This is a genomic window from Roseibium sp. ROS1, assembly GCF_054658215.1.
Map to the genome: position 1 here is coordinate 552,411 of NZ_BAAGIG010000001.1, position 17,736 is coordinate 570,146.

Here is a 17,736-nt window from a genome sequence, read left to right on the forward strand (position 1 = left end):
AAATGGTCGACATCACCAAGGTTCGCGCCATCGACATCCACACTCACGCCGAAGAGCCCTGCGGCTGTCATTCCGACGATGGCTATGACGACTTGCAGGCGACGATGGCGAAATACTTCCGCGCGCCCTGGAGCCATCCGCCGACCGTACCGGAAACGGCAGCCCATTACCGGGAACAGAACATTGCGGCGGTAATCTTTCCGGTCGATGCCGAGCGCGAGACCGGCTACCGCCGTTACAAGAACGAAGAAGTGGCGGAACTTGCCGCCGAAAACGACGACGTGCTGATCCCCTTCGCCTCCATCGATCCGCACAAGGGCAAGATGGGTGCGCGCGAGGCGCGGCGCCTGATGAGAGACTTCGGCATCAAGGGTTTCAAGTTCCACCCGACGATGCAGGGTTTTTACCCCAACGACCGGATGGCCTACGAACTCTATGAAGCCATTGCGGAAGAAGGCTCCATCGCGCTGTTCCACACCGGCCAGACGGGCGTCGGCAGCGGTATGCGCGGTGGCAACGGCATGCGGCTGAAATACTCCAACCCGATGTATATGGACGATGTCGCGGTCGATTTTCCCGACATGAAGATCATCCTCGCGCATCCTTCGTTCCCCTGGCAGGAGGAAGCCCTGGCGGTCGCCCAGCACAAGCCCAATGTCTATATCGACCTCTCCGGCTGGTCGCCGAAGTATTTCCCGGAAATCCTGGTGAAATACTGCAATTCGATCCTGAAGAAGAAGGTGCTGTTCGGCTCCGACTGGCCGATGATCACGCCGGAGCGCTGGCTGGCGGATTTCGAGAAGATCGCCATCAAGGACGAGCTTCGGCCGGACATCATCAAGGGCAATGCGGCTAGGCTGCTGGGGCTGGCATGATCACTCCGGAGCTCACCCATTTCTGCGACCTTGAGGTCGAACTGGGCCCTGTCCGGGAACTAGGCCAGGGCAGGGCGGGTGCGCGGCGGATCATCCCGATTGTCGGTGGCCGGGTGACAGGTCAGGTGTCCGGAACGGTGCTGGACATGGGCGCTGACTGGCAGACGATCCTGGCGGACGGTTCGGCCGACATCGACACCCGCTACGCCTTCGAGACAGACGACGGCGCGGTGATCGAGATCATCAACAAGGGTGTTCGCCATGGTCCGCCGGACGTGCTGCAAGCACTTGCCCGCGGCGAGGATATCGACCCGACGCTCTATTACTTCCGCACGGCGGCGCGGCTGGAGACCGGAGACCCGCGTTATGACTGGGTCAACAATACTCTCTTCGTCGGCACCGGCCGGCGACTTGCCTCCGCCGTGCTTGTGTCCTTGTTTCGGGTGGGGTGAGGGAGCAACAACTTGGCCTTGGACGCCTCTTTGCCAGAAGCCTTTGTCCGGCTGCTTCCTCATCCTGAGGAGGGCGACAGCCCGTCTCGAAGGATGGGCGGCAATCTCCGGCGCAAGCGGCCCATCCTTCGAGACGGACCTGAAGGTCCTCCTCAGGATGAGGGGGAATACAAAGCGACTATCCGATTGAGTATCTGTTGAAAGCCTGGAACTGATGAAACCCTTCACCGCACCGCTTGACGATATCCTGTTCTGCCTGACCCATGTTGCCGGGGCAGCCGATCTGCCGGACTTCGATGCGGATCTTGCCGCCGAGATCGGCGGTCATTTTGCTGCCTTTGCAGAAGAGCAGTTGGCCCCGTTGAACGAACCGGGGGACAGCCAAGGTTGCCGGCTGGTGGAGGGGCGGGTGCGCATGCCGGACGGGTTTCGCGAAGCCTATGCCGCTTATGCGGAGCAGGGGTGGCCGGGATTGACGATCCCGGAAGCACTTGGCGGACAGGGGCTCGATGCCGGCGTACTTGCGATCACCTCGGAAATCTTCACCGGCGCCAACCACAGTCTGCAGATGGTGACGAGCCTTGCTGCGGGTGCCGCCCGCACCCTGCTGGCCTTTGGCACGGAAGATCAGCAGGCGCGCGTGATCCCGCAATTTGCCTCCGGCGAGGCCCTTGCCACCATGTGCCTGACAGAACCGGACGCGGGGTCCGATCTTTCCCGCATCCGTTGCCGGGCGGTGCAGGCTGGTGATGGCTGGTCAATCAGCGGCGAGAAGATCTTCATCTCTGGCGGCGATCAGGACATGAGCGAGAAGATCCATCATCTGGTGCTGGCCCGCACGTCAGACGATGGCGTGAAGGGCCTGTCGCTGTTTCTGTGCCCGTGCACCCGCGCGGACGGCAGCCGCAACGCGGTGACCGTGACCCGCATCGAGGAAAAGATGGGCCTGCATGCTTCGCCCACCTGCCAGCTTGCTTTCGACGGCGCTGTCGCCGAACTGGTCGGCCGGGAAGGCGAAGGCCTGAAGGCGATGTTCACGATGATGAACCATGCCCGTGTGGATGTAGCCTTGCAGGGTGTTGCCCATGCCGCCCGCGCTGCGGATATCGCCAGCACCTATGCGGCGGAACGCAAGCAGGGCCGGGATGCCGCGGGCAAGCCGGTGACGCTGGATGGTCATGCCGACGTACGTCGCATGCTGGACGAGATCGATGCCCTTGCCCTTGGCGGACGAGCAATCGCGCACCTTGCGCTGGTCACGGTCGAAGCAGGCGAGAACCGGGCACTGGCGGAATTCCTGACACCGATCGCCAAGGCTTACTGCACGCAAGCCGGCATGCAGGCAACGGAGCTTGGCATGCAGGTGCTCGGCGGGTACGGCTATCTGAAGGAATACTTCCTGGAACAGTGCTACCGGGATGTGCGGATCACCGCGATTTATGAAGGTGCCAACGCCATTCATGAAAGAGCACTGACCACGCGTCTGCTGCCGGGCAAGGAAAGCGAGGCATTCGAGGAATTCCTGCGGGCCGAATGTCTGCGGAACGATAAAACTTGCCCGCAACTGGGCGAGGTTGTCGCCAACTGGTGCCGGGTTAGGGATCGGGTGTTGCAGTGCGAGGACCCGACAGCCCTTGCCCATGACTTCATGAAACTGACGAGCAAGACCCTGTTGAAGGTCCTGTGGGCACGCATGGCGGAAAAGGCTGACCTTCATCCGGACCCCGAGCGGATCAGGCGGCTTGCAGGGAAAGTGCTTGAAAGGCCGAAACTGGCGCGGAGCGCCTGAGCCTGCACAGTAGCGAAATTCTATTCCTCAAGGGGCAACGGACACGACCCCCTTGGGCAGCAATATCTCGCGAAAAAGGCCGGGGATGAGGTTCTCTCTCGTTCTGCTTTTGCACGCCGGTCTTTTCTCGATACCTTTTCAATGTCCGCGGCTTCGCGCAAAGTAGCCCAAACCGATCACGCCGGGACGTTGCATGCATCCGCTCAATCTCGATCAGCTGAAGGCCTTTCTGGCCGTTGTCCGTCATGGCGGCGTCAACAAGGCCGCAGGAAGTTTGAACCTGACGCAGCCGGCGGTGACGACGCGGATCAAACGGCTGGAAGAGGCGCTGGGAACCGAGCTGTTTGAACGCTCTCCCGGCAGGCTGAAGCTGACCAAGCGCGGCGAGCTGCTTCAGACATTCGCCGAGCAGTTCGAGCGTCTGTCGGACAAGGTCGAGGAGACGGTGGTCTCCCGTGAGGGGATTGACCGGCATCTGCGCATTGGAGCCTCGGAAACCATTGCGCAGTGCTGGCTGCCGGATCTGGTTGCCGCGCTGCGGGCCGACTTTCCCAATCTGATCGTGGAAATCAACGTCGATATTTCCGTGAACCTGCGCGCCGGTTTGCTCGACCGGGAAATCGATCTGGCCCTGTTGCTGGGGCCGATTTCGGAATATTCGGTCGACAACATCGAGCTGCCGGGTTTCGACCTCGGCTGGTATGTGGCGGCGGACAGTCCGGCCAAGGGCGCGCAAGCCGAGGCGCTTTTGCGGGAAAAACCCGTAATCACCTACGCCCGGCACACGCGGCCTTACCGCGAGCTGAAAACACTGTTGTTCGAACGGGTTGCGCCGGACGTGCAGATGTTCCCGTCCTCGTCTCTGTCTGCCTGTTTCAGGCTGGTGGAAGCAGGGCTCGGGGTCGCGGCACTGCCGAGGGCGCTGGCACGGCCCTATGTCGAGGGAGGAAGCATCGTCGAGTTCGATCCGGGATGGGTACCGGATGCCCTGAGGTTTTCGGCGAGCTATCTCGGTGACCCGCGCAGCCACATCGTCGCGGCTGCTGCGAAGAAGGCGCTTGAGGTTGCGGTCGCCTACTCTGATTATAAAAATCATTTATAAGATCTGCTAAAATCATTCAATTTGAGTTTATAACCGCAATGCGGGAGCCTTTCTCCAATGGAGGAGAGCCCCAGTGCTGCAGTCTTATGAAACCCTTCGACAGGAAAACATCGAGACGCTTCGGGCGCAGATAAGGTCCGGCAGCTATCGCTCGCACACGGCGGGGCTGGGCAAGAACCTGCTTCAGGCAAATCTGGCGATCATTCCGGAAGCCTATGCGCTGGATTTCATGCGCTTCTGCCAGCGCAATCCGAAACCCTGTCCGCTGATCGGTGCTTCGGACACGGGAAACCCCCTCCTGTTCACCCTGGGACACTGCCTCGATATTCGTACCGACGTCCCCGCCTACAACATCTATCGCGATGGCCGGCTGGAAGGCTCCGTGACGGACATAAGCGCCTTGTGGTCAGACGATCTCGTCGCCTTTGCGCTCGGCTGTTCCTTCACTTTCGAACATGCGCTGATCGAGGCGGGGATCGACCTCTGGCACATTTCAAACAATGTCACCGTGCCGATGTACCGCTCGAACATGGAAACGACACCGGCCGGGCCCTTTCGCGGTGCAATGGTGGTTTCCATGCGGATGATCCCGGATGAGCGGGTGCGGGACGCGGTTGCCATTTCGGCGCGCTTTCCGCTGGCGCACGGGTCACCGGTCCATATCGGCGATCCGGCGGCCATCGGCATTTCCGATCTCGGCAATCCGGACTGGGGCGATGCGGTGCCGGTGGAGGCCGGTTTCACGCCCGTCTTCTGGGCTTGCGGAGTGACGCCGCAAGCCATCATCCAGAACGCTGGCCTGCCGCTGCTGATTACCCATAAACCGGGACACATGCTGATCACGGACATCCCGGATGACGCTGAAATTCCAATCATAACAAAAAAGACGCTGTAAGCTCGAACCTTCACGGAGTGGACACATGAAAAAGATTCTGACTTTCCTCATGGCCGGTGTCGCCATGTCCTCGGCCGCCGCCGCGGAAGACCTGTCGGTCGTCGGCAGCTGGTCCAGCCTGCCTCTGCACCAGGACTACGAGGCGCCGTTCTGGCAGACCGCCTTGCCTGAGGCATCCGATGGCACCATCAACACAACCGTCACGACCCACAACCAGATGAACCTCGGCGTTGGCGAAGTGTTCCGCCTGCTTGGCCAGGGTGTATTCGACGTCGGCATGACGGTGGGCGATTATGCGGTTGCCGATGCACCGGAACTGGAAGGCCTCGATGTGCCGCTGGTGGCCATGTCTGCCGACAAGGCCCATGCCGCGGTCGATGCCGCCCGGCCGATGGTCGAGGAGATCTTCGAAAAGCGCTTCAATTCCAAGGTGCTTGCGATTGCGCCCTATCCGCCGCAGGTGGTGTTCTGCAACGCTGAAGTCGGTTCGCTGGACGACCTGAAGGGCAAGAAGATCCGCGCATCCGGCCGCATGACGGCGAAGTTCCTGGAAGCGCTCGGAGCAGAAGGTATTACGGTTGCCTTTTCAGAGGTGTCGGGCGCGCTGCAGAAGGGCGTCGTCGATTGTGCGGTGACCGGGGCAGGTTCGGGCTACAGCGCCGGTTGGTGGGAAGTCAGCACGCATCTTCTGCCGATCCCCCTTGGCGGCTGGGACCCGGTGGTGACGGCGATCAATCTCGACAAGTGGAACGCTCTGTCCGGCGAGACCCGGGCTTTGATCGAAAAGGAAATTGCCGAAAAGTTCGAAGCCCCCGCCTGGGCATCGGCGGAAGGTGCGCTGAGCAATGACATCGCCTGCCTGACCGGCAAGGGGGAATGCGCCTCGGGCGACGTGCGGGACATGGTTCTTGTCGAAGCCAGCGACGGTGACATCGAGCGCGCACGCCAGATCCTGGAAACGGATGTTCTGCCGGAATGGGCAGAGCGGGCCGGTGGCGACTGGGCCGCGCGCTGGAACGACAGCGTCGGCACCGTCGTCGGTGTGCAGATCAAGACCAACTAAGCCCGGGAGACATCGAGGTGGCGGAGAAACTCCTGTCAATCCTGTCGAGGATCAACCGGGCGATAGCGATTTCGGTCGGCGTTCTGTTCCTCACCTGTGCAGGTCTTGTTCTGATTGATATCTGTCTCCGCCGTGTCGGTGCCTCCTTCGGCGGCACCGACGAAATCTCCGGCTATGTGATGGCCATCGGAACGGCCTGGGGCATGGCTTTCGGATTGAGCGAACTTTCGCATATCCGGATCGATTTCCTGCGCCGTTCGGTTGGACTGCCAAAATGGCGGGCGGTGCTGGATCTTCTGTCGATCTTTGCCCTGTCCTCGACCGTCTCGATCGTCGCGCTGAAGTGCTGGCCGGTGGTGGAAACGACACTGCGCAATTCCTCAAGGGCGAACACACCCCTGGAAACTCCGCTCGCGCTGGTGCAATTGCCCTGGTTTGCCGGGTGGGTGTGGTTCGCGGTCACCGCATGGCTGACCTTTGTCGCCGGTGTGCTGCTGGTCCTGCGCGGTGAATTTGCAAAATCCGAGCAGGCGATCGGTGCCTTTCCGGAAGGGGAGACGGCCTGATGCTTTCCTTCGTTTCCGTAGGCCTTCTTGGGCTCCTCAGCCTTTCCATTCCCGTCGGCATCGTGCTGTTCCTGCTGGGGTTTGGTATCGACCAGTTCTTCAGCGCCTTTCCGTTGACACGCGGTCTCGGGTCAATGGTCTGGTCGACGTCGGAAAATGCAGCGCTGATCGCCATTCCGTTCTTTGTGCTGCTGGGCGAGATCCTGGTGCGCACCGGCATTGCCGCACGCACCTACTCGGCGCTCGACCGCTGGGTCTCCTGGCTGCCAGGCGGGCTGGTGCATGCCAATGTGGCAACCGCCACCATGTTCTCGGCCACGTCCGGATCTTCCGTGGCAACGGCTGCCACAGTGGCGACGGTGGCCATGCCGCAGGCTGATCGGCTGGGCTATGACCAGAAGCTCTTTTCCGGTGCGATCGCCGCCGGGGGCACGCTCGGCATCATGATCCCGCCGTCGATCAACCTGATCGTCTACGGTTTTCTGACACAGACCTCGATCCCGCAGCTTTTTCTGGCAGGGCTTTTGCCCGGCATCCTGCTGGCGATGGCCTTTCTGGCAGTGACTGCGCTTGTTTGCCTGGTCAATCCGAAGCTCGGCGGGGCACGGCGGACGTTCCCCTTGCGGGAAATGGCGCTCGGGCTGGCGGATCTGCTGCCGATCATTCTTCTGTTCAGTGCCATCATCGGCTCGATCTACAAGGGCTGGGCGACACCAACCGAAGCAGCCTCTGTCGGGGTTGCCGGTGCGCTGGCGATTGCCGCGCTTTTCGGTGGGCTCAACACGCGCATGATCGGCGAAGCGCTGATCGGCACAGTGCGGGTCACGGCGATGATCATGCTGGTAGTTATCGGGGCGTCGTTTCTCAACTTCACGCTTTCGGCCGCCGGCCTGTCGCAGGAATTGCGCGGCTTTCTGGAGGGGCTCGGCTTCGGTCCCCTGCAGACGCTGCTGGTGATCGTCGCGATGTATATCGTGCTCGGCTTTTTCATCGAGACCCTGTCACTGATGGTCATCACCATTCCCATCGTTGTGCCGATCGTCATCAGCCTGGGTTATGATCCGGTGTGGTTCGGCATCCTGATGATCGTGCTGATCGAGATGGCGCTGATCACACCGCCGGTGGGGCTCAATCTCTTCGTCGTCCAGAGTGCGCGGCGCGGCGGATCCATTGCCGAGGTGATGCTGGGAGCCATTCCCTACGTGTTGGCGATGCTGGCCATGGTCGCGGCGCTGATCGCCCTGCCGCAGATTGCGCTTTATCTGCCGATGGCCATGCGCTGAGGGGAAAAGAGCAGAATTATTTTGGAACTGACGGACCATGCAGACGTTTCCACCGTGATGAAGGCGGACCGGAGCAATCCGGAGGCCACATACACGAAGGAGACATTGATGAAACGGTTTACCAAACTCGCCCTGACCCTGACGGGAGCCACGCTTCTTGCGACCCCTGTGATGGCCCAGGACAAGCCTGCTGGCGTTGAAGTTGGCAAACTGACATGCGTTGTCGAGCAGGAAACCAATTTCATCGTCGGTTCCAAGGCCGTCATGAACTGCACCTTCGACCGGGTCGGTGACGGCCCTGCCAGCTACTACACGGCGACCGTAAGCGAGTACGGGCTTGATATCGGGACCACCGACTCGGCCACGTTGATATGGGGCGTCGTTGCACCGACTGCCGATCTGGAGGTGGGCGCTCTTGAAGGTGAATATGCCGGCGTGACCGCAGGTGCCAGCCTTGGTGCGGGTATCAAGGGCAATGCCCTTATTGGCGGTTTCGACAAGTCGATTGCGCTGAACCCGCTCAGTGTCGAAAGCCAGACGGGCACGAACATCACGGTTGGTGTCAGTCGGCTGTCACTGGAAGCGATCAAGTGAACACAGTGACAAAACGTCAAGAAGGGTCGGCTTTGCCGGCCCTTTTTGCTTTTTCGGATGCAGATTTGGCTGAAAAGAGTGCGGACGTCCGACGATAATTCGAACTGGAGGGATACCTGGATGGCGACAGGTCAGTCGGAGACAATCAAGGGAGTTCTTACAAACTGGGAAGAGGAAATTGAAAAGGAAGGCCGCGCCGACGTCGGCTCGCTGTTGAATGCTTCTGGCAGCCGTGCGGCGGGACCTCTTCTGTTTCTGCCGGCCCTTGTTATGATATCTCCCATCGGGGCCATACCAGGTGTGCCGATTGTTCTCACAACATTGACGCTTCTGGTGGCGGGACAGCTTGTCCTTGGCAGGACCTCGATCTGGTTACCGTCTTTCGTGCGCAATCGCGGTTTGCCCAAGCAGAAGGTGAAGTCGATCATCGACAAGCTCACCCCTTATGCCGAACGCGCCGACCGTTCCCTCGGGCAACGCCTGGCCATGTTCGCCGGCGAAACCGCGAGCCGGATCGTCGCGGCGTTTTGCATCTTTCTGTCTCTTCTTGTCTATCCCGCCACCCTGCTGCCCTTTGCTGTCGCCTTGCCCGGCTCGGCAATACTTCTCCTGAGCCTCGGGTTGCTGGTGCGCGATGGCGTCGTGACGCTGGTGGGGCTGATGGTGGCCTTGGCAGCGGTCGCCACTGTCGTTTATTGGCTTGCCTGAGAGCTTCTCGACACATTTTTCCCTTGTCCTTCCGCCTTGAAGACAACCCATGCGCCATGAAGCCAGCTCCTCCTCGCAGGTAGAGCGATGACCCCTGGGTACGCAAAAAAACGGGCCGCCGAAGCGACCCGTTTCCTTGGTGTCTTTCAGACAGCCGTTCAGCCTTTCAGCAGAACCGCATCCGGATTGGCCTTGTAGGTGGCAGGCTCATAGGTCTGCGCATTCTCAAGCTCTTCCTTGGTGAAAGGGGCGGTGACCAGAAGGTCGCCGTTTTCCGTTTCGAACATCTTCAGGCTGTTGAAGGCAACGGCAACCGGCTTTGCGTTGAAGCCAAGGAAACCGCCGACATCGATGACAACGGCCTGGGCCTTGCCGTCCTTGCCGATCAGGACCTCGGCGACTTCACCGATGTTTGTGTCCTGGTTGGTGTAGACCGTTGAGTCGATCAGCTCGTCCGTGGAAACGCTGGTTGCATCGACCTCGGTCTTTTCCTCGGTCCAGCCGTCGGACATGGCGTCATCCAGCTGCTGCCTTGCAGGGTCGATGGCCTCCTTGCGCACGGTCTCATAGGTGGACCTGGCGTTTTCGGTGACCTTGTCCATTTGCTCGCGCGCACCTTCCGTCGTCATCCAGTACGGGATGTAATCCGGGCGTTCATAGGCGGTTGCCGCTTCCAGTTCCTGGCGCGAGACGTCACTGACGACGATGAGCCGTTTGTCCTCACCAGCCACGAAGTTGAGGCGGGCGAAATCGAGGGCGACTTCCTTTTCGCCAATGCCGAGGAAACCGCCGACACCGACAATCACCGCATGCACGGAGCCGTCGCGGCCGACGACCACGTCGTTGATGTCGCCGATTTCTTCCCCTTCAGCATTTCTGCTGGTCACCACAGGCTTGCCGACCATGTTGGTGGCGAGAATGCCGGTGGTCGTTTCCGGTGCAAGGGTGTGGAGTTCGAATTCGTATACGCCGGTGTCATCACTTGCACCGGCCTGACCGCCGTCTTTCATCGCAGCGGTCTCACCGGCAACAGCCGCCGTTGAAATGGCTGCTACGATTGCGGTGGTGGCGAGTAGATGGCGAAGCATTTCAGCATCTCCCTTTCGTGTTCTGAAAAGTTGAAAGTGCAGTAGGTAAATGGTTGAATTTTCGGGAAGTTCCGGGAGAAGGCGTCACGGCTGCGCCTGGGGGGCGTTGAGCCGCGACGCGAAAAAATCAGGCGAGTTTGCCTGCGCTTTTCGGACCGGCCAGCAGCCAGACAATAAAGCCGACGACCGGGAAAATCAGGATCCCGAGAACCCAAAGCAGCTTTGCCCCAGTGGAGGAGCCGCTTCCGAGGACCTGAATGATCGCGTAGACGTCCAGGATGAGGATCAACAGGCCGACAATTCCATATTCCATGACAGATCTCCGATGCTGGTGACTGTGACGGAAACGGCCGGGCGCGAAGAAGGTTCCCTGTGGTGGTCTTGAAGTTTTCGAGATAATTTTCAAAAATATTTGGAACGATTTCGAAAACGAGGCGTTTCATCTCCGTATCTCAAATATCGGAGGTTGCTATGCTTTCCTGGGCATTATTGTTCTTGGTGGTTGCTATTGTTGCAGCCGTACTTGGTTTTGGCGGTATTGCCGGTACTGCGGTTTCCATTGCCAAACTGATCTTCTTTGTCGCCATTGCGCTGTTCCTGATTTCGGCAGTCGCACATGCCATCAGAGGCCGCAGGGTCTGACACGAGAACAAAACGGGCGCTTCGGCGCCCTTTTTTGTGCATTCCCCAACAGGCATTCAGGCGACGTCAAACGCCTGACAAGACAACGCTTTCCTCGTTCAATGAATTAGGTGATTCAGTCGCCTTGCCGGTATCCGGTGGCTAGCGGGCCTCGGCCTGAATGCGCAGCGTATTGCGGGCAGTCCAGAGCCGGCGGGCGATCTGTTGCCTGTCCGGTCTGCTCTCGATCGAGAATACTGCATCCTGGGCTATATTGAACAGCTGCCTCGAGACAAGGTGCAAGTGCTCCTTGCGGCAGACCAGAGACGCCTTTTCCAAAGCGCAAATGAGGTGGTCGAGCACCAGGATGTTGCCTCTTGACGCCTGCCTGAGCGGACTGATCGCCGTGTCCAGGAGATCGTGCACTTCCAGGATCGTCAACCACAGGCGAGGGGTCTCGTCGTCATCCGTAATGAGCGAGCTTGGAGCGCCGCGCTGCAGGATCCGCGCGGTGGAGGCCGACAGGTGATCGATCGCGCTGATCGCGGTGTAGCTGTCGTTGACCCCGGGGGAGAGCGCACGCAGCGCGATCTCCACCATCAGGTGCACCGAAAACTGGATATCCCCTTCGGGAGCCCGGGCCTTTTCGATCTTGAAGGTCCCGTTCAAGGGTTTCAGATCAGGCTCTTCGGCCTCCGTGCGCACCTTTGCGATCGGCATGCCTTCGATGACGTAGGTACCGGGAATGACGGACACCTCGATGAAACCGTCGAGAGACTTCGCGATGTCTATCAGCCGTTCGCTGTCGATGAAGGTGATGTAGCCGCTGCGCGCCGCTTTGAAGGTGCAGACCGGCAGGTCGGGTATCTCCTCGCGGTCATTCGGCTTTTCACGCGGTTCGTGCGCCAGAAGCTCGTCGATCGAGGATCGCAACGCTGCATGAATGCGGCCGATTTCTGCGTCGACCCGGATACGGCCGGCAACGTCGTTGACGAAATAGACCAGCCAGAAAAAGCTGCTGGAGGCGAGGATTATCGAGAGGATGACGGAAAACCGGAGATCCTTGGTGTCGTCGACACCGAAAAGGACAAGCATGGAATAAAGGAAGGTCGCGCCCAGAAGGCCGATGGTAATCTGGGTGGTTCTGTTGCTGGCGAAGGTTTCCAGCAGGCGGGCCGAAATATTGCCTGCGGCGAGTGTGAATACGACCAGCGTCAGCGAATACACAAGGCTGATGACCGACATCATCGCGCCGGCAATGGTCGACAGGACCGAGCGGGCACCATCGATGCTGATGGAGCTGTAGCCGAAAAAGTCGAAGACACCGGTCAGGAGTTGCAGATCATCGATCAGGAAGGCTGCGAATGCGAGGACAGCCCCCAGAAGTGTTATGCAGACGGGGATGAACAGAAAGCCCTTGGCCAGACGGACGAGGGCTTGTTCGCGGGCGTTTTCCCGATAGGCCAGATCCATTCCCGTTCCCCCTCAAACCGGCAGGGTTCCATCGTCGATGGAACCCTGCCGGTCATTGTTAGCTGTCGTGCACCAACCGACTTGCCTGATCACACCGGATGCAGTGCGCCGGCCTGTAACGGACGCAGAAGCGGAAAGGTTCCGGTGTAGATGAGAATGATCAGACGGACAGGGCATCCCTGATCAGGGAGGCGGATTCGGCGGCGGCGATTTCGGACCGTTCAAATTTCTCGGTCCCGTTCATGAGGTCATCCAGACGAAGGCGTGCACGGGAGACGCGGCTTTTGACCGTGCCGACCTTCACGCCGAGGATGTCGGCTGCTTCTTCATAGGAAAAGCCGCTGGCACCGATCAGGATAAGGGCTTCACGCTGGTCGTCCGGAAGAACCTGAAGGGCGCTCAGGAAATCCTTCAGTTCCAGATGGCCTGCCTGTTGCGGTTTGCTTTCCAGGCTGGCGGCGTGTTCACCGTCAGGGTCGGCGACCTCGCGCTGCATCTTCCGGCCAACGGAATAATACTGGTTACGGAGAATGGTAATCAGCCAGGCGGTGAGGTTGGTACCTTCGGTGAACTTGTCTTTGTTGGCGATCGCCTTTGCCAGAGTTTCCTGGACCAGATCGTCCGCACGGTCGCGGTCACCACTGATCGATCTGGCAAAGGCGCGCAATCGCGGTATGGCGTCGACCAGATCCTGCTTGAACTTTGCGACGTTCATTCGGCGGCCTCCTCGTCAGAGCCTCTGTCGTCCAAGGCGGACAGGAGGTCCATCATGTCATCCGGTATGTCTTCCGATAGGGCCTCGTCGTAAACCTTCTTGAGCTGGTTGCCGATCCAGTCTTCTTTGGACTTGGCTCCGGCGGCCGGTGTTATTACACCAAATCCGGCGTTGGGCCGACTTGGGTTAAGCTTGCTTGCCATGGCAGATTCCCGATATTTGCGTCTTCGACGATAGGCTGATTTGCGACGTAAACGCGGCGGCAAAAAAAAAGTTCCTCGAGTATGGAACTTTTTTTTGCCGAATGCATTTCCAACTTATGGGTGCGCTCGACGCGGGCCCGTCGACCGCTTTCAGGCGGCAACTATTGAGGAACTAATTTATGTCCGTGAGCCTTTCGGAAGAAATCGCGCCGCTCCTGCCGTATCTGCGTAGATATGCAAGAGCACTGGCGGGAAGTCAGAAAAGTGGCGATGCCTATGTCAGGGCCTGCCTGCAGGCGCTGGTGGCAGATCAGACCATTATCGATACATCTCATGGCGTGAAAATCGGTCTGTACCGGCTTTTCCATGTCCTTTGGAACGCGAGCGTCGTTCCGCCCATCGCGAATGACGGGACGGTTTCCATCTTCGAGCAGACCGCTCAGCAGCGGCTGGCGACCATGGCGGCCGAAAGCCGGCAGACCCTGTTGCTGTCCACACTGGAAGGGTTTTCGCTTCCCGAAACCGCCCTCATCATCGAGCGTAACGAAAATGAAGTGACCCAGCTCGTCCAGGATGCCATCGCGGAAATTGACAGGCAGACCAAGACGGATGTGCTGATCATCGAGGACGAGCCGCTTATTTCCATGGATCTCATCCAGATCGTGGAGTCGCTCGGCCATGGCGTTACCAGCGTTGCCCGGACAGCGAGCGATGCCATCGCAGCTGCAAAGGCGCAGGCCCCGGGTCTTGTGCTTGCCGATATCCAGCTTGCCGACGGCTCGTCCGGCATCGATGCGGTCAAGGATATCCTTGCCGAAATGTCGGTTCCGGTCATCTTCATCACGTCGTTCCCCGAGCGTCTTCTGACAGGCGAACGGCCGGAGCCGACGTTCCTTATCACCAAGCCGTTCAATCCGAATACGGTGAAGGCGGGGATCAGCCAGGCGCTGTTCTTCAAAGGGGTGGAAGAGGTGGCCGCTGCCTGAGGGCAGCGCTGCGCGATGAGCACGGGGGGCGTGTTCCACTGCTTTCGTTCTTCGAGAGCGAAGCAAGATGCCGTTTTCGGCGTCTGCCCTTCAGTGCGCGATAACGATAGATCCCGTAGCGGGAGGAAGAGGCGGGCATTGCCCGCCTTCTTCCATCAGTGCTGCGAGATCCAGGTATCGATTTCCCGCTCGGCTTCTTCACGGGTCTTGCCGTATTTCTGCTGGATCAGACCTGCGAGTTCGGTCCGTTTGCCGGCAACACGATCCACATCATCGTCGGTCAGCCTGCCCCATTGGGTGATGGCCTTGCCTTTGAATTCTTTCCAGTTTCCTTCAATCCGGTCCCAATTCATCGGTCGTTTTCTCCTTGTCTTTCTGACATCTGGAAAACGGTTCCTGAGGTCAAAGGTTCCGAATGAATTGCGGTTGCTGCCAGCTTTGACTGTTTGCTGGCGCACCGGCGCGGGAGCGGCTTTTCCGATGCGGGACGGCCGCGAAAGTTTACATGCCCGGATGACGGAGCAAATTCGAAATGTCTGAAATCGTGTCCTATCTGTTTGGTGCGGCCGCCTTCATGCCGCATGGATACTGCCTGCTCTGGCGTCCGGATCTCGTGGCCATTCATGCGATCTCCGATGCCCTGATTGCGCTGGCCTATATTGCCATTCCCCTGATGATCTTCGGATTTCTGCGCAAGCGTCCGGATATTCAAGGCAATTCCCGCAAGATCGGTTACCTGTTCATCGCCTTCATTCTGGCGTGTGCGCTGACCCATCTGACAGCTCTGGTAACGCTCTGGTGGCCGATCTACGGTGCACAGGGTCTGATCAAGCTGGTAACAGCCCTTGTCTCTGTGGCAACTGCAGTGGTTGTCTGGCGGGTCCGGCCGATGCTGCTGGCCATTCCCTCGCTCAAGGATCTGGAGCGGGCCAATGATGTTCTGAAGGCTGAAAATCTCCAGCTTTCCGACAAGGTCGGCAGATCGCGGCGGGAGATAAGGCGGATCAACGAGCGGTTCGAGACCGCGTTGACCGGATCCAACATCTCCGTTTTCACCCAGGACAAAGATCTGCGCTACACGTGGATCCACAATCCGCGGTTCGGCAAGGAAGCCGATGACGTCATCGGGTGTACAGATCAGGATCTGCTGCCGGAAGAGACCGCGGCGGAACTGGAGTCGGTCAAGCGCCAGGTGCTGGAAACCGGCGAGACGGCATCTACCTTCTTCGCGCTCGACAGTGAAGAAACGGGAACTATTTCGCTGGACCTGATCGTGCATCCGACACGTGACAGCAGTGGTGAAATTGATGGTGTGCTGTGCACGGCCATCGATATGACCGAGAAGAACCTCTATGAGATCCGGCTCGCTTCGCTGGCAAGTCAGCTCGCGGAGGCGAACCGGCGTTTCGAAAAGGCGCTCGACGGTTCGCTTACAACCGTGTTCGAACAGGACCTGGACCTGAAATATATTCATGTCGTCAATCCGTCGCCCGGTTTCAAACCGGATTTCTTCATCGGCAAAAGCGATGATGAGCTGTTTCCGGAAGAAGATCAGCTGAAACTCATTCCGGTTAAGAAGAAGGTCCTCGAGACAGGCGAAAGCGCCGTCATCGAATTCGACATGGACATGAACGGAGTCAATCGCAGCTACAACATGCGCATGGAGCCTTCGCGCGACAAGGAAGGCCGGATCACCGGCCTGATCGGCATCTCCATCGACCTGACCCACAAGCGGGAAAACGAACGCCAGATGCATCTCGTCATGCGGGAACTGACGCATCGCTCGAAGAACCTGCTTGCAGTCATTCAGGCGATGGCACGCCAGACAGCGGCGCGTTCGGACAACACCGAGGATTTTGTCGAGAGTTTTGCCGCACGGCTTCAGGCGATGGCGGCCAGTCATGATCTGCTGGTGTCGCAGTCCTGGTATGGCGCTGACCTGAAAGAACTTGTGCTGGCGCATCTGGCGCAATCGATCGACCCGGGGAGCCCGCAGATCGAGATCGAAGGCGATCCGCATTCGATTACGGCGGATGCGGCCCAGAACCTTGGCCTTGCCCTGCATGAGCTGACGACCAATGCCGCCAAATATGGCGCCTTGTCAGTGCTCGGGGGGAAACTGTCGGTGTCGTGGACGACCGTAGACGGAAGGATCAGGCTGGTCTGGAAGGAACGTGGCGGTCCGGAAGTTGTGCCGCCAAGGCGCAACGGTTTCGGGCGAATGCTGCTGGAACGTTTGGTGGGGCCGGCGCTCGACGGCGACGTCACCATCGACTTCGCTCCGGAAGGCGTGCGTTGCGTCATCGAGTTTCCGGTCAGGAAGACAAGTTCTTAGAGCGCCCGTGCCGTAAACTGCAGGCAGGGCCGGGAGAGGTGCGTTACGTCCTGCGACGAGCGAAGCTTTACTAACCTTTTCCGCGCGCAGCCTTTTCGCGGCGAAGCGCCTTTAGGGCCTCGTCGATTTCTTCGATCAGTTCGGCTGGAGACCGGCCGTCCCGAGAAACCGCCTGGGGGGCCTTGCGCAGGCTGGCCCGCCAGGCCAGCAGGGCTGTCCGCTTTTGCTCTTTCGACAGGTGCCGGTCTTCCAGGACGCTTGCAGGCGTCCGGAACCCGGCAAATCGTTTCGATACGCTGATCATGGTATCACACGGTTGAAACTGAGTTGGTGCATACGCCAAAGGCCGCCTGCCGTCTTGCGGCAGACGGACCTTTGTCGTCTTGCAAGTTACCCGGGATGCGGGTGAGGAACGGTCATTCGGTAATGACGGCCCTCAGCATCCAGGCTGCCTTGTCGTGGAACGTGATGCGCTGGGTCAGAAGATCTTCTGTCACCGGGTCGCTATTGTCGCCGGCGTAGGCTGCCATGTCGCGCATTTCGGCAGCGATCATTTCATGACTGCGAACCAGATCCTCGATCATTTCGAAGGCATTGGGCATGCCGCCGGCCGGCAGGCTGACGGTCAGGTTCAATTTGCCTTCGTCGACATTGACCGGCGCCCGGTGTCCAAGGGCACGAATGCGCTCGGCAAGGTCGTCTGTCGCGGCAAAGAGATTTTCATAGTGCTCTTCGGTGAGGTCATGGATCGACTTGAACAGCGGTCCAACGACGTTCCAGTGATAAAGGTGCGATTTCACCGTGAGCATATAGGTTTCGGCCAGAATGACCGAGAGATGCTTCGCCAGTTGTTCGCGCACCTCGGCAGAAACACCCGTCTTGATCGGGTCGACCTTCGGGGTTTCGATGTTCAGAACCTGAGACGTCGACATAGTTCTTCCTTTCGTGCTTTCGATTGGCGATCGATGTGTCCGGGTGTGCTGCTGAC

At 59.3% G+C, this 17,736-nt stretch carries 21 protein-coding genes; 13 read left to right on the forward strand and 8 right to left on the reverse strand.

Annotation, left to right across the window (positions count from 1 at the left end):
• Nucleotides 1-2: 2 nt before the first annotated feature.
• From ACYQ6M_RS02395 to ACYQ6M_RS02440, 10 genes are all read left to right on the forward strand, one after another.
• Nucleotides 3-875: an amidohydrolase family protein gene (locus tag ACYQ6M_RS02395; protein ID WP_023003195.1), complete on the forward strand. Its 873-nt coding sequence runs from the start codon at nt 3-5 to the stop codon at nt 873-875.
• A complete protein-coding gene (locus tag ACYQ6M_RS02400) occupies nt 872-1,327 on the forward strand; it encodes a DUF3237 domain-containing protein (RefSeq protein ID WP_209170023.1) in 456 nt (151 codons plus the stop codon). Before ACYQ6M_RS02395 ends, ACYQ6M_RS02400 begins: the two co-directional genes overlap by 4 nt.
• Nucleotides 1,328-1,541: 214 nt before the next feature.
• A complete protein-coding gene (locus ACYQ6M_RS02405) occupies nt 1,542-3,116 on the forward strand; it encodes an acyl-CoA dehydrogenase family protein (protein ID WP_460071922.1) in 1,575 nt (524 codons plus the stop codon).
• A gap of 193 nt (nt 3,117-3,309) precedes the next feature.
• Nucleotides 3,310-4,218: a LysR family transcriptional regulator gene (locus ACYQ6M_RS02410; protein WP_460071924.1), complete on the forward strand. Its 909-nt coding sequence runs from the start codon at nt 3,310-3,312 to the stop codon at nt 4,216-4,218.
• A 73-nt stretch (nt 4,219-4,291) separates the two neighbouring features.
• Nucleotides 4,292-5,113: a putative hydro-lyase gene (locus ACYQ6M_RS02415; RefSeq protein ID WP_460071926.1), complete on the forward strand. Its 822-nt coding sequence runs from the start codon at nt 4,292-4,294 to the stop codon at nt 5,111-5,113.
• Between the two features lie 25 nt (nt 5,114-5,138).
• On the forward strand, nt 5,139-6,176 hold the full coding sequence (locus tag ACYQ6M_RS02420) for a TRAP transporter substrate-binding protein (protein WP_460071928.1): 1,038 nt from the start codon (nt 5,139-5,141) through the stop codon (nt 6,174-6,176).
• A gap of 17 nt (nt 6,177-6,193) precedes the next feature.
• Nucleotides 6,194-6,742, forward strand: a complete 549-nt coding sequence (locus ACYQ6M_RS02425) for a TRAP transporter small permease subunit (RefSeq protein ID WP_023003201.1) — start codon at nt 6,194-6,196, stop codon at nt 6,740-6,742.
• Nucleotides 6,742-8,025, forward strand: coding sequence for a TRAP transporter large permease (locus ACYQ6M_RS02430; protein ID WP_075281884.1), 1,284 nt, complete (start codon nt 6,742-6,744; stop codon nt 8,023-8,025). Before ACYQ6M_RS02425 ends, ACYQ6M_RS02430 begins: the two co-directional genes overlap by 1 nt.
• Nucleotides 8,026-8,133: 108 nt before the next feature.
• Nucleotides 8,134-8,619 (forward strand): DUF992 domain-containing protein, encoded by a 486-nt coding sequence (locus ACYQ6M_RS02435; protein WP_460071931.1) that lies wholly within the window; start codon nt 8,134-8,136, stop codon nt 8,617-8,619.
• A gap of 120 nt (nt 8,620-8,739) precedes the next feature.
• Complete coding sequence (locus tag ACYQ6M_RS02440; RefSeq protein ID WP_460071933.1) at nt 8,740-9,327, forward strand: exopolysaccharide biosynthesis protein; 588 nt, start codon at nt 8,740-8,742, stop codon at nt 9,325-9,327.
• Nucleotides 9,328-9,485: 158 nt separating this feature from the next.
• Here the strand turns inward: ACYQ6M_RS02440 and ACYQ6M_RS02445 are convergent, their stop codons facing one another.
• Both ACYQ6M_RS02445 and ACYQ6M_RS02450 read right to left on the reverse strand, forming a co-directional pair.
• Nucleotides 9,486-10,415 (reverse strand): PRC-barrel domain-containing protein, encoded by a 930-nt coding sequence (locus ACYQ6M_RS02445; protein WP_460071935.1) that lies wholly within the window; start codon nt 10,413-10,415, stop codon nt 9,486-9,488.
• Nucleotides 10,416-10,542: 127 nt separating this feature from the next.
• Nucleotides 10,543-10,728, reverse strand: coding sequence for a PLD nuclease N-terminal domain-containing protein (locus ACYQ6M_RS02450; protein WP_023003206.1), 186 nt, complete (start codon nt 10,726-10,728; stop codon nt 10,543-10,545).
• Between the two features lie 158 nt (nt 10,729-10,886).
• Here ACYQ6M_RS02450 and ACYQ6M_RS02455 point away from each other — a divergent pair, with 158 nt between their 5' ends.
• Nucleotides 10,887-11,057, forward strand: a complete 171-nt coding sequence (locus ACYQ6M_RS02455) for a DUF1328 domain-containing protein (RefSeq protein WP_023003207.1) — start codon at nt 10,887-10,889, stop codon at nt 11,055-11,057.
• 141 nt (nt 11,058-11,198) lie between these two features.
• Here the strand turns inward: ACYQ6M_RS02455 and ACYQ6M_RS02460 are convergent, their stop codons facing one another.
• The 3 genes from ACYQ6M_RS02460 to ACYQ6M_RS02470 form a co-directional block, all read right to left on the reverse strand.
• Nucleotides 11,199-12,509, reverse strand: a complete 1,311-nt coding sequence (locus tag ACYQ6M_RS02460) for a DUF2254 domain-containing protein (RefSeq protein ID WP_460071937.1) — start codon at nt 12,507-12,509, stop codon at nt 11,199-11,201.
• A 160-nt stretch (nt 12,510-12,669) separates the two neighbouring features.
• Nucleotides 12,670-13,224 carry a sigma-70 family RNA polymerase sigma factor gene (locus tag ACYQ6M_RS02465; RefSeq protein WP_023003209.1) on the reverse strand — a complete coding sequence of 185 codons (555 nt, stop codon included), beginning with the start codon at nt 13,222-13,224 and terminating at the stop codon, nt 12,670-12,672.
• Nucleotides 13,221-13,427: a NepR family anti-sigma factor gene (locus ACYQ6M_RS02470; protein WP_023003210.1), complete on the reverse strand. Its 207-nt coding sequence runs from the start codon at nt 13,425-13,427 to the stop codon at nt 13,221-13,223. Before ACYQ6M_RS02470 ends, ACYQ6M_RS02465 begins: the two co-directional genes overlap by 4 nt.
• A 185-nt stretch (nt 13,428-13,612) precedes the next feature.
• Between ACYQ6M_RS02470 and ACYQ6M_RS02475 the strand changes: the two genes are divergently transcribed.
• Nucleotides 13,613-14,413 carry a response regulator gene (locus ACYQ6M_RS02475; RefSeq protein WP_460073176.1) on the forward strand — a complete coding sequence of 267 codons (801 nt, stop codon included), beginning with the start codon at nt 13,613-13,615 and terminating at the stop codon, nt 14,411-14,413.
• Nucleotides 14,414-14,568: 155 nt separating this feature from the next.
• Here the strand turns inward: ACYQ6M_RS02475 and ACYQ6M_RS02480 are convergent, their stop codons facing one another.
• Complete coding sequence (locus tag ACYQ6M_RS02480; RefSeq protein WP_460071940.1) at nt 14,569-14,766, reverse strand: CsbD family protein; 198 nt, start codon at nt 14,764-14,766, stop codon at nt 14,569-14,571.
• Nucleotides 14,767-14,945: 179 nt separating this feature from the next.
• Between ACYQ6M_RS02480 and ACYQ6M_RS02485 the strand changes: the two genes are divergently transcribed.
• Nucleotides 14,946-16,748 carry a sensor histidine kinase gene (locus ACYQ6M_RS02485; protein ID WP_460071942.1) on the forward strand — a complete coding sequence of 601 codons (1,803 nt, stop codon included), beginning with the start codon at nt 14,946-14,948 and terminating at the stop codon, nt 16,746-16,748.
• 70 nt (nt 16,749-16,818) lie between these two features.
• On the opposite strand, the gene ACYQ6M_RS02490 is transcribed toward ACYQ6M_RS02485, so the two are convergent.
• Nucleotides 16,819-17,052, reverse strand: a complete 234-nt coding sequence (locus ACYQ6M_RS02490; protein ID WP_229004739.1) for a hypothetical protein — start codon at nt 17,050-17,052, stop codon at nt 16,819-16,821.
• Between the two features lie 112 nt (nt 17,053-17,164).
• On the reverse strand, nt 17,165-17,680 hold the full coding sequence (locus ACYQ6M_RS02495; RefSeq protein WP_055656126.1) for a Dps family protein: 516 nt from the start codon (nt 17,678-17,680) through the stop codon (nt 17,165-17,167).
• Nucleotides 17,681-17,736 lie beyond the last annotated feature (56 nt).

Excerpts from the sequence above, each read along its gene's own strand:
- ACYQ6M_RS02395 (WP_023003195.1), top strand. The coding sequence starts at position 3 with ATGGTCGACATCACCAAGGTTCGCGCCATCGACATCCACACTCACGCC.
- ACYQ6M_RS02400 (WP_209170023.1), top strand. The coding sequence starts at position 872 with ATGATCACTCCGGAGCTCACCCATTTCTGCGACCTTGAGGTCGAACTG.
- ACYQ6M_RS02405 (WP_460071922.1), top strand. The coding sequence starts at position 1,542 with ATGAAACCCTTCACCGCACCGCTTGACGATATCCTGTTCTGCCTGACC.
- ACYQ6M_RS02410 (WP_460071924.1), top strand. The coding sequence starts at position 3,310 with ATGCATCCGCTCAATCTCGATCAGCTGAAGGCCTTTCTGGCCGTTGTC.
- ACYQ6M_RS02420 (WP_460071928.1), top strand. The coding sequence starts at position 5,139 with ATGAAAAAGATTCTGACTTTCCTCATGGCCGGTGTCGCCATGTCCTCG.
- ACYQ6M_RS02430 (WP_075281884.1), top strand. The coding sequence starts at position 6,742 with ATGCTTTCCTTCGTTTCCGTAGGCCTTCTTGGGCTCCTCAGCCTTTCC.
- ACYQ6M_RS02435 (WP_460071931.1), top strand. The coding sequence starts at position 8,134 with ATGAAACGGTTTACCAAACTCGCCCTGACCCTGACGGGAGCCACGCTT.
- ACYQ6M_RS02440 (WP_460071933.1), top strand. The coding sequence starts at position 8,740 with ATGGCGACAGGTCAGTCGGAGACAATCAAGGGAGTTCTTACAAACTGG.
- ACYQ6M_RS02445 (WP_460071935.1), bottom strand. The coding sequence starts at position 10,415 with ATGCTTCGCCATCTACTCGCCACCACCGCAATCGTAGCAGCCATTTCA.
- ACYQ6M_RS02450 (WP_023003206.1), bottom strand. The coding sequence starts at position 10,728 with ATGGAATATGGAATTGTCGGCCTGTTGATCCTCATCCTGGACGTCTAC.
- ACYQ6M_RS02455 (WP_023003207.1), top strand. The coding sequence starts at position 10,887 with ATGCTTTCCTGGGCATTATTGTTCTTGGTGGTTGCTATTGTTGCAGCC.
- ACYQ6M_RS02460 (WP_460071937.1), bottom strand. The coding sequence starts at position 12,509 with ATGGATCTGGCCTATCGGGAAAACGCCCGCGAACAAGCCCTCGTCCGT.
- ACYQ6M_RS02465 (WP_023003209.1), bottom strand. The coding sequence starts at position 13,224 with ATGAACGTCGCAAAGTTCAAGCAGGATCTGGTCGACGCCATACCGCGA.
- ACYQ6M_RS02470 (WP_023003210.1), bottom strand. The coding sequence starts at position 13,427 with ATGGCAAGCAAGCTTAACCCAAGTCGGCCCAACGCCGGATTTGGTGTA.
- ACYQ6M_RS02480 (WP_460071940.1), bottom strand. The coding sequence starts at position 14,766 with ATGAATTGGGACCGGATTGAAGGAAACTGGAAAGAATTCAAAGGCAAG.
- ACYQ6M_RS02485 (WP_460071942.1), top strand. The coding sequence starts at position 14,946 with ATGTCTGAAATCGTGTCCTATCTGTTTGGTGCGGCCGCCTTCATGCCG.
- ACYQ6M_RS02490 (WP_229004739.1), bottom strand. The coding sequence starts at position 17,052 with ATGATCAGCGTATCGAAACGATTTGCCGGGTTCCGGACGCCTGCAAGC.
- ACYQ6M_RS02495 (WP_055656126.1), bottom strand. The coding sequence starts at position 17,680 with ATGTCGACGTCTCAGGTTCTGAACATCGAAACCCCGAAGGTCGACCCG.